This window comes from Streptomyces sp. NBC_01217, from assembly GCF_035994185.1.
GTDB lineage: Bacteria > Actinomycetota > Actinomycetes > Streptomycetales > Streptomycetaceae > Streptomyces.
The window spans coordinates 4,187,879-4,207,311 of the sequence record NZ_CP108538.1; the positions used below are offsets into that span (position 1 = coordinate 4,187,879).

Genomic DNA, 19,433 nt, shown 5'->3' on the forward strand with positions numbered 1-19,433 from the left:
CGGACCGGGAACGGGTCAGGCGTGGACCGCGCTGCCGTTCAGGGCAGCGAGCGGCTTGTCGGCCAGACCCAGCTCGCCGGCCTTGTCGAGCAACTGCTGGAACTGCCCGGAGTCGGCCCCGCCCGTCTTCATCAGCTTCATCAGCAGCGCGGAGACGGTCAGGTTCTGCACGTCGGCCGTGGAGACCGAGCCGAGGACCCGGGTGAAGTCGTCGGTGAAGCTCGCGGTGCCGTCGAGCCAGGGCTTCGCCAGCGCCTGTGCGGTCTCGGAGTGCTGCACGAAGCCGTCGACGCCCTTGCCGAGCGCGATCGAGGACACCAGCCGGTCGAAGAAGACCGACTCGCCGCCGACGATGTTGATGTCTGCGTTCTCCAGCCCGGTGGCCAGCACCGTGGCCTGCGCCTCGGCGACCTGCCGCTGCACGTCCAGGCCCGCCAGCCGGATGTCCTTCTCGGCCTGGAGCCGCAGCCGGTACTCCTCGTGGCCACGCGAGGCGTCGTCCAGGGCGGCCATGGCGGCGGCCTTCTCGGTCAGACCGGCGGCCTCGGCCTTCAGCTTCTCGCCGATGCCCTCGGCCTCGGCGAGAGCCTGCGCCTTGGCACCCTCCGCCTCGGCCCGCATCCGAGCCTGCGTCGCCTCGGCCTCCGCGCGGCCGGCCTTCTCGATGACCTCGGCCTCCTTGTCCTTGACCTGGACAGCCGCGAGTCCTTCGGCGGCGGCCTCGGCCTGCACGCCCTCGGCCAGCCGCAGCTTGGCCTTGGCCTCCAGATCCGCCGACTTCAGCTGCGCCTCGGCGAGTGTCAGCTGCTCGGCGGCACGGTGGACGGCGGCCTGCTCGGCGGCCTCGGCGGCCTTGATGTCCTTGACCAGCTGCTCCTGCGCCTCGGCCTCGGCCGCGATGACGACCGCCTTCCGCTGCCGCTCGGCGTCCTCCACGGCGCGCAGGGTCTTGATGGACTCCTCCTGCTCGGCGACCGTACGGTCCACAGCGACGCGCTCACGGATGACCTCGGCGATCTCCCGCTTCTCCGCCTCCACCTCCTTGGAGGCGGCAATCTGCGTCAGCTGGGTCTCCCGCTCCCGTGCGATGACTTCGAGCTGCCGGTCCTTCTCGATGCGCTCGTTCTCGACAGCGATGACCCGCTCGCGGTTCTTCGCGGCGACCGCCACCTCGCGGGCCTGGTTCTCGCGCTGGATGCCGAGCTGTTCCTCGGTCTTCAGGAACGCGCCCTGCGCCCGCAGCCGCTCCTCCTCGACCACCCGCGCGGTCTCGGCCTCCTCGCGGGCCCGTACGGTGTCGATCTCCCGCTTCTGCTTGATCTCGGCGTCGGCCTGCCGGCGTTCCAGCTCCAGGATGGCCTCGCGGGCGTCGACGTTCTGCCGGGTGATCTCCTTCTCCTCGGTGCGCTGGGCCTCGTTGGTGCGGACGTGCTCGATCGCGGTCAGCTCGGTGATCTTGCGGATGCCCTGGGCGTCGAGGACGTTGGCCGGGTCGAGCTGGGTGAGCGGCGTCTGCTCCAGGTAGTCGATCGCTGCGTCCTCCAGGTGGTAGCCGTTGAGGTCGACGCCGATGACCTCGATGATCCGGTACCGCAGCTCCTCGCGCTTGGTGTACAGATCGGTGAAGTCCAGTTGCTTGCCGACGGTCTTGAGCGCCTCGGAGAACTTCGCGTGGAACAGCTCCTGCAGGGTCTTCTGGTCGCTGGCCCGCGCGGTGCCGACGGCCTGGGCGACCTTGACGACGTCCTCCGCCGTCTTGTTGACCTTGACGAAGAACGAGATGCGGATGTCGGCGCGGATGTTGTCCTTGCAGATCAGCCCGTCCTTGCCAGCCCGCGTGATCTCGATGGCCTTTACCGAGATGTCCATCACCTCGGCCTTGTGCAGCACCGGCAGCACGACCTGCCCGGTGAAGGTCACATCGACCTTCCGCAGCTTGGAGACGATCAGCGCCTTGCCCTGCTCGACCTTGCGGAACAGCTGGGATACGACGAGCAGCAAGACGCCCGCGATGAGCAGGAAGGCGACGATGCCCACAGTGATGGCATTCATGACAGAGGTCCTTTGGGCGTAAGGGAGTTGAAGTCTCGGAGCGAGCACCGTCCGACGACGTGCGGCTCGGCAGGCGAGGTAGTGAACGCTCGGTCAGGGCCGCGAAAGCGGAACCCTCGGCAACTGCCGGAAGGACGAGAAGGCCCCTCGGGGCGGCGTATCGGCCGGGCTGGTCCGCTCGTCACCGGCCGTCCCGACTGAAGGGGGCAGCTCGGGTTGGCCGGGTTCGCCGTGCCGGCGGCGATGGAGGAACCGCGCGAGCACACAGGTCAGGCGCCACGCGAGCAGTGGGGCGGCGAGGAGTACGACGGCTCCGGAGAGGGCACTCATCGGCCACGATGCGGCGACCGGATCCAGCAAGAGAGTCGCGCAGAGGCTGCCGATCCAGGCGAAGGCCGTCAGCAAGGAGAACGCCACCGCGACCGGCATCCCCTTAAAACCCCAAGCGTCGGCGTTGACGTCCTCGTCGAAACCGGCGTAGTCAGCGGCGCCTACCGCGACCAGCAGCCAGAAGCTCGCGACGACGACCAGGGCGGCGGTGAACAGGTGGGTCGGGAAACTCGTGGCGGCCTCGACAAACGTCCACATACCTAACCCCCGATCCGACCCAGCCTGCACAGCACGCGGTCATGTGCCTGATGCCGGACACCTGCCGGTGTCCGGCATCAAGACCACTCCGCGTGCTCCCCTCACCCACATCCTGCCTATTGGGCGCCTGAACCGCATTGCCGACTCCCGGCAGTCTTTGGCTCGTTCTCCATGCCGGAGCACCGCTAAGAAAGCGTCAGCAACGCGTCAAAACGCGGACCGCAACAGGCGGTCCAGGGCAGCGACTGGCGACCGCGGATGCATGCCCCGGCGGACATCCAGAGCCGCTTCCCATTGCTTGGTCAGGCCCAGCATGAGGCGCTCACGCATGCCAGGGGTGACATGCGCGTAGCGTGCCGAGACCGAGCCGTCGATGTGGCCCATGCGATCGTCCATGAGGACCTTCTCCGTGCCGAGATCCTCCATGTGCGTCCGGTGGGAGTGGCGTAGGCCGTGTGGGGTGAGTCCCGCGGCTATGGGGAGCCAGCAGGCGTCCGCCCTGTCGTGGGCGCCGCGGCCTCGGACCGGGATGCCGGGCCGGGGATCGCCGAGCAGCGGGACGGGTCGGGCCTCCTGGGGCGCCTTCTTCGGATACCAGCCGGAAGTGGCCGGTGTGAACAGCCAGGTGGCGAAGCCGTTGCGGCGCCAGTGAGCAGCGGTCACCGTGGGGGTGCCTCCACGTACGAAATTCAGTTCCCTGACGGCGAGTTCGACTCGGACGCGGGCTTCTTCGCCTACGCGCTCCGGATGGTTGAGGACGTTGGAGACCGTACCGGTGGAGACTCCGGCACGGCGGGCGACGTCCACGAGCTTGGCGCCCTGGTGACCGCCGGTGCGGGCGGTGCCCTGACCTCGGAAGACGTACCGCTTGCCGTGACAGGGGCAGGGCGCCGGTTTGACGCGGGCCATGTGATCGGCGACCAGCGCTGAGAGGAAGGCGGGGGCATCAAGGGTGCGGTAGCTGTCGTCCTTCGGTGGGCAACGGGTCAGCTCGCCCGAGTCCAGTTCGTACAGCTGGTGCTCGACGCGTACGGCGCCGGGGCGGACGAACTCGGTCTCCAGCCCGACGACTTCACCCCACCGCATGCCGGTGTAGCCCTTGAGGATCACGGCGACGAACTCGTCGTCGCGGCCGGAAAGCAGGGCTGCGCGCTCGGCGATCAGCAGCAGTCCGAGCGGATCGGTGATGACCTTCTCGGGTCCGCGGTCGCGGGAACGGCCGGCGCGCTTGCCGCGTCCGCGTCGCTTCGCGGCAGGGTTGGAGGCGATGAGTCCCTCATCCACGGCGTCTTCCAGGATGAGGTGGAGCGTCGCGCGCCACGTCTTGACGCTCGACGCGGCGTAGACGGCCTTCTCCCGCTTCTCCCAGACGTCCACGTCGGTGCGGAGGATGCCGGCGAGCGCCTTGTCCTCGAACTCGGGGAGAAGGTGCTCCTCTATGTGGCGCCGGTAGTTCTGTATGGTGGACGCGGCCAGGTCCTGGGCGTCGTACCAGCGACTGGCGTATTCGCCGAACGTCTCCTGGCCGGCCGCCGGATCGCGCCAGGTGCCGCGTCGCACCTTGGCCTCTTCCTCGTCTGCGGCATGCTTCGCCTCACGCTTGGTGGCGAACTTGACCACTGCACCTGTCGGATCGACGACGGTGCCGTACTTGCCTTCGCTGACCTTGTATCTGCCGCGCCAGTAACTACCGCGTTTCTCGGCAAAGCCCACGCCCTGTGGCCCCCCTTCCTGTTGTCTGCTGGTTCGTGCTAGGCGGCAGTGCCGTACTGCGACCTACGGGGCGGTCGGGCCCGGAGACGGGGGACGGAGGACGCCGGGGACTGGGGCTGCTGCCCCGTACGCGGTGATGCCGTGGTCGGCGCAGGCCGGGACGTCCGGGAAGGGGTGCGCTGCGCGGACTGCGCTGCCGGCTCTTCGTGGATCCGGATGATCGCGCTGAGGTGTTCAGCGGTGAAGCGGTAGGCGCGACCAACTCGCGTGTGCGGGATCAGGCGCCGTCGTGCACGGTCCTTGACCCACCAGGCAGAGCAGCCGAGGATCTCGGCGATCTCCTCGGGGCGGTAGAGGCGAGTCAAGGCGGCTTCGCCCTCGGTGCCGGGGAGGGAGCGGGCAAGGGCGCGGGGGATGGCGGTGTGGGGCAAAAGGAATGGGTCCTAACTCTGGCGGGCGTGCTCGGTCGACGGTGTTGGACGGAAACTCGTCACGGGATGCTCGGCCCCATGCAGCAGCACGAGAGGTGAGACGGGGAGGGCCTGGGCGAAGGCGACGGCGACGTCGATGTCGTAGCGGCCCTGTGCTCGTCCGATGCGGGACAGCATCGTGTGGGACATCGGACGGCCGAGGCCGGTGACGCGGGCGGCGAGTTCTCGCTGGGCGAGGACGCGTACGGTGCGGGGATTTCGAGGGGGCGGGCGGTTTCGTATTCCGGCCGGACCGATTCCAGGGATCGTGCTGCCATGGCTCCAAGTTGTAAGTCGCAATCACCGGTTTGGGAAACCGGCGATCGTCGGCTATGTTGCGCCCGTCTGCGCGAAGGGAATTGCCGCCGGACCCGGCTCCAGGGGTACCGGAAGATGGCGGCTGAGGCCGCCAGACAGGTGTGCTGACATGGGGTGTTGTGTTGTAACTTGCGCTCCGATGGAGGTCAACAGGTTCCGGATGTGATCCTTCTGGCTCGACCTCACAGGCAAGCTATTTCGGCAACAGCCAATCCAGGATTACAATTTTGGGAATGCCTCCGAGCACGCGTTCGCCGTCAGCTCTCTCATTCCCTCGGCGGAATGCTGGACTTGTGTGGCACCGATGTGGCTATCTTGGCTACGCGCCCCGGTGGCCGACTCCGGCAGCATGCGCCTCGGCATACCAGTGCCGGACGCAAGAATCCCGCCTGCGCACGACCGCGCACCCCTCCCCGATGCTTTCGGGTCGGGCACCGTGCACCTCCTCCCCCGCGCACCGCCCGACGAGGGCTCACCGCACCTCCCCACCCTGACCTAGGAGCCGCCACCTCATGAGCCACGACGCCCGCGAATGGGTGTGGAACCACAGCCGCAGCAAAGGCACCGCCCGCCTGGTACTCACCCTGATCGCCGACCGATGCCCGGACCGGCGCTGCATCGCGTACGCGTCCGTGCCCACCCTCATGAAGCGCACGAACGCCTCCCGTACGGCGGTGCGGGACGCGCTGGCCAAGCTGGTGGCCGACGGGGAGCTGGTCGTGCTCGCCGGACGCAAGGGGCCCCGGGGCGAGACGTACTACCACCTGCCGGACGCTGCCCGGTTCCTGGCCGAGGAGGCAGCGGAGCAGGGTCAGCATCTGCCCCCGGGGGGTCGGAATCTGCCCCTTGGGGGACCGGACTCCGGCCCTGCTGACGCCTTCGACGAGGGGTCGGAATCTGATCCCCCGGTACGGAATCTGACCCCCTGGGGGGTCAGATTCAGACCCCCTGGGGGTGCGGATTCCGACCCCCAGAACAGAAGAGAACCGAAGGTGAACGGTAGTAACAGCAGCAGCTCTGCACCGTTCATCCCCGCCACCGACTGGCAGGTCGATGACGGCGCCCGGGCCTGGCTGCAGCACGACGGCCACCTCGACCGACTCGGCGAGCACGCCCTGCACGCCGCCGACGAGAAGTGGCGCGCCTACCGGGCCGCATGGGCGCCCCGCAGCGCCGCCGCCTGGGCTGCCGACTGGCGCGCGTGGATCGCCCGGGAGCGCACCCCCGCCCCTGACCGACCCAACCTCTACGCCCTGCCCGGCGGCACGCCCGCCCCGCCCACGCCCGGCATCACCCGCACCGAGGCGCACATGGCCGCCCTGCTCGCCGCCCTGGACGAACCGACCGGAACGGAATAGCCACCCTGGAACGAACCGAAATCGCCGCCATCCTGGCCTACATCGGCCGCCTCGACCCCCGCAACATCCGCACCGGCGCGGGCGAGGGCCGCGCCCACATCGCCCAGTGGCACGACCTGCTGGACGACGTGCCCTTCACCACGGTCCACGGCCGGGACGTCCGCGAAGCGGTACGAGCCCACGTCCTCGACTCGCCGTACCCGATCCTCCCGGTGGACGTCGCCCACAAGTGGCACACGTACCGGCGTGACCGACTCGCCCGACACACCGACCCGACCCCGGTCGCCGACCCGGACGACCCGACCGCCTGGCGGGCTGAGCCCATGAGCAGTCGGCACGCCGGCGCCGCCGGAAGGGCGGCCCCCTCGACGCACCGGCAGCTCACGCGCGGCGACCCCCACCCGGACATCAAGACCCAACTGCGCGCTGTCGGCTCGTGCATCCCTCCTGCCGCCCGCGCGTCGAGCTTGACCGCTACCGGCGGAACCGTGACGTACGCGAGACCGCCGTCGCGCGGGGAGAACCCGATGCCCTCAGCGTTCGATGCGAGTGGTGCCACTCCCGCGAGGGCGAACCCTGCCGAAGTCGGCGTGTGGGCCCCGACGGCCGCACCCGGAGCAGGGCGCCCCGGGCCACGCCCGATCCGACACATGTCGAGCTCGCTGCCAGAGTGCTCGCCCGGCAGAGAGCTACATGACGCAGCCCCTGCCTCTCGCCACCGTCCCGCCTGCCCCGCGTGGACAGCTGGGGGGCCAGGCGAATCGCCGGCTGGGCACGGTCCCCGGCGTCGGTCCCGAAGCATGCGCCTCACCGATCGGGGACCGTCCCAAGAGATCGCCCGTCACAGGCTGCGGGGAACGAGCCTGACAGCAACGGGGACCGTCCCCACCTCGGTCCCCAAAGGCGGGGGACTGGTTGCGTCGACGACCGAGATGACGCGGTCTCCGAGGCCCATATGAAAACTGGTCAGCTCGGGCGAGGACTTCACGAACCCGCTGGTCAGGGGGGGCACGAAGGCGTCCCCGTCACGGTCCCAGCATCGGGGACCGTCCCCGCAAAGCCCGTAAACGGTCCCGTCGGGGACCGAGGCCATGCCGTGGAACGGGACGGTCCCCGTGACGATGCGTCAGGGGGACCGTCCCCGATGAACGGCACGTGCCCGTCCCCAAGTGTCTGGGGACCGTGCACCGCAGCGCTTTGGGGACCGGTCCCCGTTGGCCTTGCGATCGCGGCTGCGGCTCCGCCAGCCCGTGCCTCAGTTGCCCTTCCAAGATCACACACCACAACCGCTGGGCTGCTCCGACCCTTGGCCGTCTGCCAACAGTCGGCACACCCCCGGCGGCTCAGCATCCCTACCCCGGAGAACATCACCCGTGCCCAGCCACCACCCTGACCACATCAACCAGCAGGAGATACCGATCGCCCCAGACAACAGCCCAGCAAGTTGTACCGGGAGCAATGCTCCCGGGATTCCCGCCCCAGGAGTGGCGGGAACAACCCGGTGCCAGGGGGCACCGGGGGGTCAGGCTGCGACCTAGGGCGGATCGCAGCAGGGAAGGCAACGGCAGGCCGAATCCCTGGCGAAGCGACGCCAGCGTCCGCGTCAGCCGACGTCGCTCAAGCGTCTGCACCAGCCCAGCTGCCGCATGAACGACACCGAGTTCCAGCGTTTCACCGACGCCGCCGCCCACTGCCAGATGTCCAACGCCGCCTTCCTTGCCTACGCCGTCGACAAGGCCGCACGCGACCTGCATCGCACTGCCGCCGAGATCGCCACTGAACGAGAGGTCATCAACGAGCTGTTCGCCGCCCGTCGGCACCTGGGCTGGATCCACGGCCTGTTCAACCAGGTCGCCAAGGCCCTCAACTCCGGTGCCGACGCACCCCACCTGGACGCCATGGCCCAGCGCGTCGGCAGCGCGGCCCGCCGCATGGAGGACGCCGCAGACGCCCTGCTCGCCCACCGCGACGGCGGTGCCCCGGAGTGATCCCCAGCATCCACGACCGCGGCAGCGAGACGATCGGCCTGATCCGCTACCTCTACGGCCCCGGCACCAAAGAGGAACACACCGACCCGCACCTGGTGGCCGCCTTCGACCCGCTCACCCCCGACCCCGGCCGCGACCCGAAGGCCACCTACGAACACCTCCAGCGCCTCCTCGACCAGCCCGTCGCTGCCCTGGCCACCGGCAAGCGTCCCGAGAAACACGTATGGCACCTGTCCGTGCGGGCCGCCCCCGAGGACCCGATCCTGTCCGACGAGGACTGGGCAACCATCGCCCGCCGCATGGTCGCCGCCACCGGCATCGCCCCCGACGGCGACGAAACCGCCTGCCGGTGGGCGGCAGTCCGGCACGCCGCCGACCACATCCACATCATCGCCACCCTCGTACGCGACGACGGCCGCCGGCCCCGCCTGCACAACGAGGCCCGCCGCGCCCAGACCGAATGCCGCCGCATCGAAGCCGACTACGGACTGCGCCGCGTCCCGCCCGGGGACGGCACCGCTGCCAAGCCCCCCACCAGCGCCGAATGCCACAAAGCCGAACGCGAGGGCAGGGAGCAACCGGCACGCGAGGAACTGCGCGAAACCGTACGGCGGGCAGTGGCCGGAGCCATGAGCGAGGAGGAGTTCTTCGACCGACTGGCCGCCGCCGGCCTGCTGATCCGCAAGCGCGTCGCACCCTCCGGCGACCTGCTCGGCTACAAGGTCGCCCTCCCGGACAACCGCAACGGCGAGAAAGAGCCCGTGTTCTACGCGGGCTCCACCCTCTCCCCCGACCTGTCCCTGCCCCGCATCCGCAAACGCTTCACCGCCGGCATCCCAAACCAGGGCACGGACGCACCCTCCGTCGAAGCCCCGAGTGGCCCGGCGACAGCGCGGCGTCGGACGGCCACGGCTGCGTGGCAGGCAATGCTGGTCATCGACCATGGTGAGGACGCCCAGGTGGCCGCGCACATCGCGGCGGCCGGGGAGGTCCTGGACGCGCTCGCCAAGACCTCCGCCGCCCACACCCGCGCCGAACTGCGTGAGGCGGCCTTTGCGTTCGAGCGGGCGACGCGCTCCCACATCAAGGCAGAACGCGGACACGACCACGCCCTACGCCAGGCCGCCCGCGACCTCGTCTACAGCGGCCCCGCCCTGGGCCGCGGAGAAGACGGCGCCACCACCGCGATGGCGATCGACATGGCGTTCTTCCTCATCACCGCCGCCGCCCACTGGCACGCGAAGAAGAACCACGCCCAACAGGCCGCCGCAGCCCGCCAAGCCGCCGAACACCTGCGCGCCGCCTACCAGGCAGCCGCCGACGTCCCATTGGGCGTGCTGTACCGGCGAGGTCGGCGCCTGCCCCAGCCCCTGCGCCAGAAGCAGGCCGCCCACCTGCGCCAGACAGTGCCGGAGCTGGCCGAACAGATCCTCGCCGAAGCGGGCTGGCACGCCCTGGCCGCCACACTCGCCGACGCCGAGACCACCGGACACGACCCGGCCGCACTCCTGGCAGAAGCTGCCGGACGGCAGGAGTTGGGCACCGCCGATTCCATCAGTGACGTGCTGGTGTGGCGGCTGCGCCGCATGGCCGACCTGCCCGCCGACGCGACCGCGATGCCCGAGCCCACCACCACCGCGACAACGGGCAACCGACGTGCCGCCGGCCTCTCGCCGAACCGAGACAATCGCCCCCGTAAGACAAGGTGACGCCAGCCATATGACGGTGCCCCTCTGCCATGGCCAGGGCAGAGGGGCACCGATGAGTCGCAGAACTCCGCGGCCTGCCGTACGCGGTTCATGACACACCCTGGAACTCCCGTACATACTGTGGCCCTACAGACGCATCTCCTCCTCCATAGCGCGAGCGATCTCTGGCCATGGAGCGCGCAGGACGCCGACGAGCGACCAGTAGCCGTACATCTCCCGGACCAGGGCTCCGACGCCAAGGCGGGCGGTGTCTCGGTCGATTGAGCCAATGACCCGCCGGGTGATTCCCCCTGCTCCCCGGGCAGCTGGGCTGATCCCGTGCCCAAGTAGGAGCGTGGCGGTACGGATGGCATCCAGCGTGGTCGGCGGCGCAGCCTCGGCGAAGCTGGCGTAGATCAGTTGATGCCAGCACTTCTGGGTGCGAGCCCACGCCAAGCGTTCGAGTCCGCTGCCGACGTCCACGGCCAAGTGGCCTGGGTGTTCGGTGTTCCATAGGAGGACGATGTCGCCAAGGGTGCGGTCCAGGTGCTGGAAACGCAGTGTGATGCCCTCGACCTGCCGCCGACGCCAGGAGGACAACTTGCCCTTGATGCCCAAGTGCCGGGCATGAAAGCCGAGTTGGGAGAGCACTGTCAGCCACCCGTCGAGGATGGCACCGTACTCCTGCAGGTTGTCTATCCGTTGAACCCGGGAGATGTTGACGAAGGAGGTCAGGAAGCCGTCCCTCAGGTGGCCGGTGGCGTCCCTCTGACCCGTGAAGCGGACGACTGGTTGGGGCAGGAACCCGCTTCGGTATGTACGCAGTTGGCCGTCTTTGAGCAGTGGGTCGAGTGCCTGGACCGCGGAGATGGTCAGTTCGGTCTCCCGGCCCCAGCGGAGGGGAAGGCAGGCGTCACGTGCGACCCCGTCTCGCGCGAAACCAGTCTCCAGCGAGTCAAGCAGTTCACTCCATGCGAGCGGTCTGCGCGGTGGTCTGTAGGGAGAACCACGGTTCGGGTGGCGGATCTCGATGTGGCGGCCGTCGGCCGTGAATTCCCAGTGCGGGCTTAACGCGGCACGCAGCACGCCCGGTATCTGCTGGGCCAATTCATCCCCAAACGTTTGTTTCACCCGGGTCAGCACGGTCGTGTCGCCATCGTCTGGAAGTGACGGACCGGGTCGAAGCGCTGCATTCCGACAGCCTGGACCCGGCGGTGGTCGAGGTCTTCCGCCTGCTGTATTGAGTCGACGAGCCTCCGCGCCGCTGTCTCATCGTCCTCTCGGGGGTCGGCGACGGCGACCGCGCCGGTCTCGTTACACAAGGCTGCCTGGGCACATGTCCCTTCCCGCCAGGTGAGAGCAGCCATAGGAGTGCCGGCGCGGAGGGACTCACCGAAGACAGCGGCACCGGCCTCTACGTACCCACGGGCGTACGTGTAGACGAAGACCGACGCCTCGGCGATCGCGGCTGTCTTGGCGGTGCCCCCGAGTTCGCCGACCCACTCCACGTGTTCGGCGCCGAAGAGGTCCTCGTGGCGCCGCACATATTCCTTGTCGAAGACCGGACCGACGATTCGGATCCGGCGGCCAAGAATCTGTGCCGCCCGCACGGCGATGTGTGGGACCTTGTCCTCGTCGATCCGGCCGAGCCAGACGAGGTCGTTACCAGCGGTGGCTGGAGGCTCCTCCTCGTGGAGGCCGAGGTGAACGGCGAGCTCAGGGATCGGCCGGTGGTCGGCGTAGCGCTCGGTCATCTCGGGCGAGTAGCAGTAGAGCCGCGACCGTCGGCCGTCGAAGGCGGTGGCGGTGTGCTGGAAAACCGGTGAGTGTTGGAACGTGGCGACGTCGCAGTCCAGCTCGCTCCATGTGCGGGTCCAGGCCGGAAGCGACGGGTACTCGTGGCCCACGACCATGAGGTCGTAGCCGCTGCCGCGCAGCTCCCGCTCTGCGAGCGTTCCGGGTGTGATGTCCTCCAGGCGAACCGGCTTTCGGACCCAGTCGTTCTCCAGGTCCCTGAGCCAGCCCGGCCCAAGAAGGTGTACGTCGGCGCCTGCGGCTCGGGCGCCTACGGCGACCGCCCACAGCCATCGTTCGATCCCGCCGTAGCCAGCAGGTGGAAAGGCGTAGCTACCAGGGAAGTCGCAGACGCCGACGAGCACGTTATGCCTCCGGTGTTCCGTCCGCCGAGATACGGCGGAAGCCGAGGTACGGGACGAGCGATTCGGGCAGGACGATGGAGCCGTCCTGCTGCTGGCACTGCTCAAGGAGAGCGGCCAGGGTGCGGCCGACGGGCAGGCCGGAGCCGTTGAGGGTGGCGACGAGCTTGGGCTTGCCGTCCTCGCCGCGGGTCCGGATGTTGGCCCGGCGGGCCTGGAAGGTGCCAAAGTTGGAGACCGAGGAGATCTCGCGGTACGTGTTCTGGCTCGGGATCCAGACCTCGATGTCGTAGGTGAGCTGGGCGGAGAAGCCGGTGTCACCCGCGGCCAGCTTGACGACGCGGTAGGCGAGGCCGAGTTCCTTCAGGCACGCCTCGGCATGGCCGACCATCGTCTCCAGCGTGGCGTCCGCATCCGCCGGGTCGACCATCTGGACGATCTCGACCTTGGCGAACTGGTGCTGGCGGATCAGGCCCCGGGTGTCGCGGCCGTACGAGCCTGCTTCGGACCGGAAGCACGGCGTGTGCGCGGTGAGCGCCAGCGGCAGCTCGGCCGCAGGGATGATCTCGTCGGCGTAGAGGTTGGTCAGTGGCACCTCGGCCGTGGGGATCAGGAACAGCTCGCGGTCGGCGACGCCGGTCTTGAACAGGTCCTCCTCGAACTTCGGCAACTGCCCCGTGCCGGTCATCGTCTTGCGGGTGACCAGGTACGGGACCGCGTGCTCGACGTACCCGTGCCGACGGGTGTGCAGGTCGAGGAAGAGCGTGGCCAGGGCACGCTCCAGTGCTGCTCCGGCGCCGCGCGAGACCGCGAAGCGCGGGCCGGACAGCTTCGTCGCCCGAGCGAAGTCGAGGATGCCGGTGGCCTCGCCAAGGTCGACGTGGTCCTTCGGTTCGAACGGGAAGGCCGGCGGAGTGCCGACCCGGCGGATCTCGATCGCGAACTCCTCGGAGTCGCCGTCCGGGGCCGCGTCGTCCGGCAGGTTCGGGATGCTGAGGAGGAGATCGCGGAGCTGTTCCTCGACCTCCACCTGCCCGGCCTCGATCTCCCGGATCTGGTCCTTCAGCTCGCGGGCGCGCTCCTTCAGTTTGGAGATGTCGCCGCCCTGCTTGGCCGTCTGCTGGACCTCACTCGCCACCCGCTTGGACTCAGCCCGCAGCTCGTCGGCCGAGCGGATGCTCTGGTTGCGCCGAGACTGGAGGGACTCCAGCTCGGACAGGTCCAGAGAGTAACCGCGACGGGCGAGCCGACGAACCGCTTCGGCACCCATTTCAATTAGGGCGCGGGCATCATGCATGAGGAAGATCCTTTTGATCCGGCTGGTGGGATACGGAATCGACGGTAGCAACCGCCGAGCCCTCACCGATCCGGAATATGTCCGCGCCCCCACGGTCGGCGCGACCTCCCGGAACGTCTCTGTCGAGATCACTCATCAGCGTCGTGACCCAGTCCAGCAGCTCGTCATCTGGTATGGCGATCGGCTCGACGTACGGCGCCTCGGGGAAGAAGAGCGGTATGGCCTCCTTCGGAGATCGGCTCTGATGCCAGAGGAGCACGGAGGCAAGAAGGCCGTGGCCTACGAGAACGCGGGGACCAGGGCGCTCCAGGGCGGCGAGCAGTCCGGTGAGCATCCTCCGGATGCCGTCGCGCTGGGACTCGGTGCCACCCGTCGGCCGCTCGTTCGGGCCCTGGCCGTCGAGCCAGACCGCGTACTCCAGAAATGGGCTGCCCTCAAACTCTCCGTAGTCGAGTTCGTTCAGGCGAGGGTCGATGACCAGCTCCGCCGCCGGCACTCCCATCAGCAGAGAAGCTGTCTGCTGTGCACGTGGGAACTCGCTGGTCAGCCACGTCCGCACGGTGTGGAGGGGGAGGGTGGACCAGCCCAGGCTCAGCGAATGCCGCCCCTCTTCGGTCAGGTGGATGGGTTGGGACGGGTCGCCGTTGACGAGGTATCGCTTGCTGTAGTTCGTCTGTCCGTGGCGGAGAACGTAGGTGGTCACGAGCCGCTCCTCGGGGTCGACGCGGAGAGGCCGGCGAGCACTTCCGCCATCTGCGGCGCTCTCGGGTCTCTGGCCTCCAGGTAGTAAAGGAGTCCGTCGAGGGCCAGTGCTCTGCACCACGGTGCGAGCACAGGGATGGGGATCCGAGAGATCCGAGCGGCAGCGGCCAGCCGTCCGTTGGTCCCGTGCCCAAGGTCGTAATAGACGGTCCAGAAGGCCCAGTCGAATGCCGCGTCGCCCAGCATGGGCAGCGGATCGAGCAGGCGAGGGTGCCCCAGCCGGTCGAATGGCACGTTCTCCCGGTACAGGTCCGCGTGCAGGACAGTCGTCCTGTCTCCGTCTTCCTGCAGTCCGGCGAGCGCCGGGAGCGCGGCATCGACGACGAGATGCCGTGCGCCGAGGTCGAGCGTCTCCATCCGTCGCCGGATCCGCGGCAGCATTTCCGTACTGAGGTGGTCGGCGAGCAGCGGGAAGCTGTTCGGTCGTCTTCGGCGCCGGCCAAGAGCGTGCAGCCCCTGAAGGGCGGCAGCCACCATCTGAACCTCGCGCTCTGGCCGCTCAGCGCCACCAGGGCGCCCTCCCACCAGCTCCAGGGCGGCCACCGCCTGGTCGTCAGCGGCCTCGACGATGTCCACCGTCGGTCCGCCTGCCCACAGCCGCAGCGCACTGACTTCGTGGCGATACCGGGCAGGGTCGGTCCATGCCTTGAGGAGCAGCGGACGCCCGTCAAGGGCGATCGCTGTCGCGATCACCGAGGCGTGTCCGGCGTCGTAGTAGTCGCCGAGGGACAACTTCCAGCGTTCGGCGGCCTGTTCCAGCAGGTCCGGTGCTGTGTCCAGCCACGCCTGGGCTTCCGGCCCGTAGTGCGCGAGTAGTCGCTGCCTGCACCCTGCGGGAACCTCTCCGAGCGTCCGCGTCGCCATCAGCTCAGCACGATCCCGTCGGAAACCAGCTCGTCCGTCAGGGCCAGGAACTCGCCGAGAGCCTCGGCGACGAGGGCCTGCACCTTGTCCACCTCGGCGTCGGGGGACGACAGGCGGACGAGGATGCGCCAGGGCTGATCGAGCCGCTGCCCGGTCGTGCTCACCAGGTGAACCTCGGCGTGCCCCTCGGTCGCCTCGTGGAGCCGGTGGGCGAGACGCTGCGCGGCCACGTTGTACAGCTTGCCGACGTGGTAGACGGGGTTCTTGCCGTTGGCGCCTTCAAGGTTCATCGGCCGCAGCGGTGTGATCAGCCCATTGACCCGGTTTCCTCGCCCTACGACGCCTTCGTCACCCGACTCGATCGAGCTGCCGGTGTACGTCAGGTACAGCTCGTCCTTCTCCGGTACGTCGCGGGCATTCAGCCGGAAGCGCGCCTCCGCTTCGGGCAGCCGGAGGGCGGCGAGGCGGTGGCACTCGGCGAGAACGGTCTCCGCGTTGCGGACGTACGCCGCCCGGCTTGCGACATGGCGCGACTTCTGGGGAACGCACAACACGATGTCGGCCTGAGCGCCGTCCCAGTAGCCCATGAGTTTGACGTCCGAACCGCACCAGGCGTGGGCGAGCGTGAACTCGCTCTTCCCGGAGAAGTGGTCCACCAGTTCCCGTACGAACGACTCGAAGGGGTTCTCCGGCGCCCAGCCGGTGCCGAGGGACGTGTCGTTAGAGAGCCGTACTCGCCGCTCGCGGAGATCCTCGACGGAGCGCGGGTTGAACCAGCGGGTGCGGTCGGGCACCCCGCCGCCGGTGATGACGGCACCCGGGCTCGAGTTGCTGGTGATGTTGAAGACGATGTCGAGGTGCTCCGAGACCTCGGGCAGTCGCTCGGCGAAGAACGCCCGGACCTCGGTCTCCACTATGTCCGTGACCGGTATCGGCTCGCCGCCGCACATGGGCGCGGCCCGCCCGTTGACCAGGACCCGCACCGGCGACGTCATCCGGCCGGCGCCGTACCGCACCTCGCTGGCTCCACCGAGGAGGGCGAGCTTGTCGAAATTGTGGTGCAGTACGGCGCCGAAGTGCTGAACGGTGTAGCGGCTGTAGGCGCGGGACAACCGCTCGGCGAGATGGTCGGCCAGGGTGTCCGGATGGCCGAGGCCCTTGCGTTCCACGATGGTCGTCGCGTCCGGCTGAGCCATGCCGGTGTCGATGACGATGTGGCTGTTGTCGATGATCGTGCTCGTACGAGGCATCACGAACTCCCGTTCAGGGGTGGGTAGAAGGGGATGAGCGCAGGCGTCAGCACGCCTGGACGAGCGGTGGAGCGGAGGAGTCAGCGCGGAACGCCGGCAGCGCGGAGGAGCGCGACTGACTGAGCGAGTGACCGGTACGCGGACGCAGCCTGTTCCTCGGCAGCGAGTCGATAGACGTCGTGAGCGGTGATGAGGTCGATGTCTTGCGTCCGACGGCGATCGAGCCAGAGGAGCAGGCGCCAGGCCAGGACAGGGCCACTGAACGGCAATCGGGTCAGGAGATCGACCGGGATGCGTCCGGGCGGCACACCCCCGTACAGCAGGTCGCGTACGAGGTGGAAGACCACGTCGGTGTAGTCGACGACGGCCGGTCCGCAGGCACTCGCCTCCCAGTCGACGAGGTACAGGCGATCGCCGTCGACGAGGAGGTGCTCGGGCTTGAGGTCACCATGCAGGTGAACAACCGGATGGGAATCGATGGGTTGGAGGGCCTCACTCAGCACCACCCACCAGGGCAGCCACCAGCAGCGAGGAGAGAACTGATCCAGCAGGAACTGGTGTGCGGAAACGCCACTGGCTCGCCGTGCTTCCCAGCCGGAACCGGGCGTAATGCCGGCAACAGGCCGGTGCAGCCTGCCGCCCACAGCCTCGACATGACCGATGTACTCCTCAAGCGCTGTGTGCGTGCCCACCGAGCACGGCGTCCCATCCACGGCCCGGAATGCCGTCCAAGAGCCGGGCTCGTCGTTTCCCGTGGCCAGGATGGCCGGGACCGAGATACCCCACAGGGCAGCGCGCTCGACGGTCGCAACCTCACGTCGGCGCCGGCCCTCGGGGTCGATGCCCACGTAGATCTTCAGCAAGGCGCTGCCGTCCGTGGCGAAGCTCGTTCTGGAGTACGGCTTGAGAGCTGCCGGGCCGAATGGGCCGAGACCCTGCTCGGTCCACGGCTCCGCCGACTTCGTGCTGCGCACCCTCCACACCTCCAGTCCGTGTCAGCGAGCCGTGCCCCACTCCCATGCGGGAAGTAGGACCGATAGCCAAAGCCGCCCGAGGCGGCGGGAGTTGACCACATTGCCCGGCGGCCTTTTCGATCTACTGCGACAGTAGGTACGGCACCCCGCAGCACCCCGGAAAATCCTTCCGGGGTCGATTCCGGCCACGAGGTGATGCTCAGGACATGCGAGGGATGACAGAAAACCTGACCATCGGCGAGCGCGTCGCCTGGTACCGGCGCCGACGCGGCCTTTCCCAAGAAGTCCTGGCCGGCCTTGTCGGACGGACCACGGACTGGCTGTGCAAAGCGGAGAACAATCGGATCGAGCTCGACCGGCTCTCGGTGATCACCTCACTCGCCGGGGCCCTCGACGTCTCCCTCGGAGACCTGCTTGCCGAACCGACCCTCATGGAGTGGTCGAACGACAGCGGCCGCCGCACGGTCCCCGCCCTGCGTGAAGCCCTCATGGACTACAAGCAGCTCACGCCGCTACTGGGGCCTGCGACCGATAATGAACCACCGGCCCTGATGGACCTTCGGGCCAACGTGGAGGAGATCCTCGACGCCTATCAGGCGTCCCGCTACGGCTTCGCCACGCGACGCCTTCCCCTCGTACTGCCCGATGCCCTCGCCGCAGCCCGCACGTACTCGGGGCGCAATGGGGAAGAAGCTCATGCCCTGCTCGCCCTGACCTATCAAGGCGCGGCCATGGTGCTCGGCAAGGTCGGGGAGTCGGAGTTGGCATGGATCGCAGCCGACCGCGGCCTGGCGGCCGCGCAGCACAGCGGCCAGAGTGCGGTGACGGGCTCGCTCTTCCGGGCGGTCGCACACTGCCTGCTGGCCACCGGGCGCTTCGTCCCGGCGGTCCAGCTGGTGAACGATGCCGCGGCCGTGATGCAGCCCGGCTTGGCCACCGCGAACGACGAGTACCTCTCGGTCTACGGCACCCTCTTCCTCGCCGGCGCGATGGCGGCAGCCCGCGCGGAGGACCGGGCGACGACACAGACCTTCCTTCGCGAAGCCGACGAAGCCGCACAGCGGTTGGGCGCCGACGCCAACCACCTGTGGACTGCCTTCGGCCCGACCAACGTGGCCATCCACTGCGTCGCCACCGCCGGAGAGCTCGGAGACATCCAGATAGCCGCCGACCTTGGACAACGCATCGACACCAGCAGCTTGCCGGTGGAACGCCGCGTGAGGCACAACCTGGAAGTCGCCCGAGCGCTCAGCGCCTGGAACCGAACCGACGAAGCCCTGGCCACCCTGCTGGACGCCGAGCAGGCCGCCCCCGAGCAGGTGCGCCACCACTACCTGAGCCGAGAACTGGTCATCGGCTGGATCCGGAGTACCCGAGGCCGCCCGTCCCAGCCCGTGGCAGACCTGGCGCGCAGGCTCGGCGTCGTCGGCGGTTAGAGTCCGTCCCGTGAGCGAGAACGAGCACGAAGCGAAGATGGCCCACCCGCGCATGGCAGCCGGCGCGCTGTTCTTCGACGATGCTGATCGAGTCCTGCTCGTCGAACCCTCTTACAAGGACTACCGCGACATCCCTGGCGGATACGTCGAGCACGGGGAGTCTCCCCGACAAGCGTGTGTGCGCGAAGTCCAGGAGGAACTGGGCATCAAGCCGGACATCGGCCGCCTGCTCGTCGTGGACTGGGCACCGAATCCGGGAGAGGGAGACAAGGTCCTCTACCTTTTCGACGGCGGCCGTCTCAGCGCGGACCAGCGCCAGCAGATCGCGCTGCAAGCCGACGAGCTCCGCAGCTACGACTTCCATCACGCCGAGCGACTGCCAGAGCTCACGATTCCCCGCCTCGTACGACGAATCAACGCTGGCATCCAGGCGCGCGCAGACGGCCTGACCGCCTATCTGGAACATGGGGTGTCACCAGAAACACGGGCTTGACCAGACGCTCCTCGGCCCGTACCCAC

General features: G+C 68.6%; 17 protein-coding genes and 1 pseudogene. 6 read left to right on the forward strand and 12 right to left on the reverse strand.

Features of this window, described 5'->3' with window-relative positions; all coding sequences use genetic code 11:
- Positions 1 to 15: 15 nt before the first annotated feature.
- The 5 genes from OG507_RS18365 to OG507_RS18385 all read right to left on the reverse strand — a co-directional run bounded on the left by OG507_RS18365 (position 16) and on the right by OG507_RS18385 (position 4,961).
- Positions 16 to 2,052: a flotillin family protein gene (locus tag OG507_RS18365; protein ID WP_327368272.1), complete on the reverse strand. Its 2,037-nt coding sequence runs from the start codon at positions 2,050 to 2,052 to the stop codon at positions 16 to 18.
- Between the two features lie 93 nt (positions 2,053 to 2,145).
- Positions 2,146 to 2,640: a hypothetical protein gene (locus OG507_RS18370; RefSeq protein ID WP_327368273.1), complete on the reverse strand. Its 495-nt coding sequence runs from the start codon at positions 2,638 to 2,640 to the stop codon at positions 2,146 to 2,148.
- A 207-nt stretch (positions 2,641 to 2,847) separates the two neighbouring features.
- Positions 2,848 to 4,353: a LacI family DNA-binding transcriptional regulator gene (locus tag OG507_RS18375; protein ID WP_327368274.1), complete on the reverse strand. Its 1,506-nt coding sequence runs from the start codon at positions 4,351 to 4,353 to the stop codon at positions 2,848 to 2,850.
- A gap of 38 nt (positions 4,354 to 4,391) precedes the next feature.
- Positions 4,392 to 4,718 (reverse strand): helix-turn-helix domain-containing protein, encoded by a 327-nt coding sequence (locus OG507_RS18380; protein ID WP_327372022.1) that lies wholly within the window; start codon positions 4,716 to 4,718, stop codon positions 4,392 to 4,394.
- Between the two features lie 78 nt (positions 4,719 to 4,796).
- Positions 4,797 to 4,961 (reverse strand): hypothetical protein, encoded by a 165-nt coding sequence (locus tag OG507_RS18385; RefSeq protein WP_327368275.1) that lies wholly within the window; start codon positions 4,959 to 4,961, stop codon positions 4,797 to 4,799.
- Positions 4,962 to 5,653: 692 nt separating this feature from the next.
- Between OG507_RS18385 and OG507_RS18390 the strand changes: the two genes are divergently transcribed.
- The 4 genes and pseudogenes from OG507_RS18390 (at position 5,654) to OG507_RS18405 (ending at position 10,196) form a co-directional block, all read left to right on the forward strand.
- Positions 5,654 to 6,499: a helix-turn-helix domain-containing protein gene (locus OG507_RS18390; protein ID WP_327368276.1), complete on the forward strand. Its 846-nt coding sequence runs from the start codon at positions 5,654 to 5,656 to the stop codon at positions 6,497 to 6,499.
- Between the two features lie 5 nt (positions 6,500 to 6,504).
- Positions 6,505 to 7,196, forward strand: a pseudogene (locus tag OG507_RS18395) (zinc finger domain-containing protein).
- 949 nt (positions 7,197 to 8,145) lie between these two features.
- Positions 8,146 to 8,487 (forward strand): plasmid mobilization relaxosome protein MobC, encoded by a 342-nt coding sequence (locus tag OG507_RS18400; protein WP_327368277.1) that lies wholly within the window; start codon positions 8,146 to 8,148, stop codon positions 8,485 to 8,487.
- A complete protein-coding gene (locus tag OG507_RS18405; protein WP_327368278.1) occupies positions 8,484 to 10,196 on the forward strand; it encodes a relaxase/mobilization nuclease domain-containing protein in 1,713 nt (570 codons plus the stop codon). The genes OG507_RS18400 and OG507_RS18405 overlap by 4 nt, the downstream gene beginning before the upstream one ends.
- A 126-nt stretch (positions 10,197 to 10,322) precedes the next feature.
- Here the strand turns inward: OG507_RS18405 and OG507_RS18410 are convergent, their stop codons facing one another.
- From OG507_RS18410 to OG507_RS18440, 7 genes are all read right to left on the reverse strand, one after another.
- Positions 10,323 to 11,318 carry a hypothetical protein gene (locus tag OG507_RS18410; protein ID WP_327368279.1) on the reverse strand — a complete coding sequence of 332 codons (996 nt, stop codon included), beginning with the start codon at positions 11,316 to 11,318 and terminating at the stop codon, positions 10,323 to 10,325.
- Complete coding sequence (locus OG507_RS18415) at positions 11,312 to 12,334, reverse strand: glycosyltransferase (RefSeq protein WP_327368280.1); 1,023 nt, start codon at positions 12,332 to 12,334, stop codon at positions 11,312 to 11,314. The genes OG507_RS18410 and OG507_RS18415 overlap by 7 nt, the downstream gene beginning before the upstream one ends.
- A 1-nt stretch (position 12,335) precedes the next feature.
- The gene (serS, locus tag OG507_RS18420; protein WP_327368281.1) at positions 12,336 to 13,628 is read right to left on the reverse strand and encodes a serine--tRNA ligase; all 1,293 of its coding nucleotides are present in this window, start codon (positions 13,626 to 13,628) and stop codon (positions 12,336 to 12,338) included.
- Positions 13,621 to 14,331, reverse strand: a complete 711-nt coding sequence (locus OG507_RS18425) for a histidine phosphatase family protein (protein WP_327368282.1) — start codon at positions 14,329 to 14,331, stop codon at positions 13,621 to 13,623. The genes serS and OG507_RS18425 overlap by 8 nt, the downstream gene beginning before the upstream one ends.
- Positions 14,328 to 15,254 carry an aminoglycoside phosphotransferase family protein gene (locus tag OG507_RS18430; RefSeq protein WP_327368283.1) on the reverse strand — a complete coding sequence of 309 codons (927 nt, stop codon included), beginning with the start codon at positions 15,252 to 15,254 and terminating at the stop codon, positions 14,328 to 14,330. Before OG507_RS18430 ends, OG507_RS18425 begins: the two co-directional genes overlap by 4 nt.
- Positions 15,254 to 16,504, reverse strand: a complete 1,251-nt coding sequence (locus tag OG507_RS18435) for a methionine adenosyltransferase (RefSeq protein ID WP_327368284.1) — start codon at positions 16,502 to 16,504, stop codon at positions 15,254 to 15,256. Before OG507_RS18435 ends, OG507_RS18430 begins: the two co-directional genes overlap by 1 nt.
- 80 nt (positions 16,505 to 16,584) lie before the next feature.
- Positions 16,585 to 17,487 (reverse strand): aminoglycoside phosphotransferase family protein, encoded by a 903-nt coding sequence (locus OG507_RS18440; RefSeq protein WP_327368285.1) that lies wholly within the window; start codon positions 17,485 to 17,487, stop codon positions 16,585 to 16,587.
- A 206-nt stretch (positions 17,488 to 17,693) separates the two neighbouring features.
- Here OG507_RS18440 and OG507_RS18445 point away from each other — a divergent pair, with 206 nt between their 5' ends.
- Both OG507_RS18445 and OG507_RS18450 read left to right on the forward strand, forming a co-directional pair.
- Positions 17,694 to 18,914, forward strand: coding sequence for a helix-turn-helix domain-containing protein (locus OG507_RS18445; protein WP_327368286.1), 1,221 nt, complete (start codon positions 17,694 to 17,696; stop codon positions 18,912 to 18,914).
- 10 nt (positions 18,915 to 18,924) lie between these two features.
- Positions 18,925 to 19,407, forward strand: a complete 483-nt coding sequence (locus OG507_RS18450; RefSeq protein WP_327368287.1) for an NUDIX hydrolase — start codon at positions 18,925 to 18,927, stop codon at positions 19,405 to 19,407.
- The last annotated feature ends 26 nt before the right edge of the window (positions 19,408 to 19,433 follow it).

What these genes read in the sequence shown, in the direction of transcription:
- OG507_RS18435 (WP_327368284.1), bottom strand. Translation starts at nt 16,504, where the DNA reads ATGCCTCGTACGAGCACGATCATCGACAACAGCCACATCGTCATCGAC.
- serS (WP_327368281.1), bottom strand. Translation starts at nt 13,628, where the DNA reads ATGCATGATGCCCGCGCCCTAATTGAAATGGGTGCCGAAGCGGTTCGT.
- OG507_RS18445 (WP_327368286.1), top strand. Translation starts at nt 17,694, where the DNA reads ATGACAGAAAACCTGACCATCGGCGAGCGCGTCGCCTGGTACCGGCGC.
- OG507_RS18385 (WP_327368275.1), bottom strand. Translation starts at nt 4,961, where the DNA reads ATGCTGTCCCGCATCGGACGAGCACAGGGCCGCTACGACATCGACGTC.
- OG507_RS18365 (WP_327368272.1), bottom strand. Translation starts at nt 2,052, where the DNA reads ATGAATGCCATCACTGTGGGCATCGTCGCCTTCCTGCTCATCGCGGGC.
- OG507_RS18400 (WP_327368277.1), top strand. Translation starts at nt 8,146, where the DNA reads ATGAACGACACCGAGTTCCAGCGTTTCACCGACGCCGCCGCCCACTGC.
- OG507_RS18370 (WP_327368273.1), bottom strand. Translation starts at nt 2,640, where the DNA reads ATGTGGACGTTTGTCGAGGCCGCCACGAGTTTCCCGACCCACCTGTTC.
- OG507_RS18430 (WP_327368283.1), bottom strand. Translation starts at nt 15,254, where the DNA reads ATGGCGACGCGGACGCTCGGAGAGGTTCCCGCAGGGTGCAGGCAGCGA.
- OG507_RS18390 (WP_327368276.1), top strand. Translation starts at nt 5,654, where the DNA reads ATGAGCCACGACGCCCGCGAATGGGTGTGGAACCACAGCCGCAGCAAA.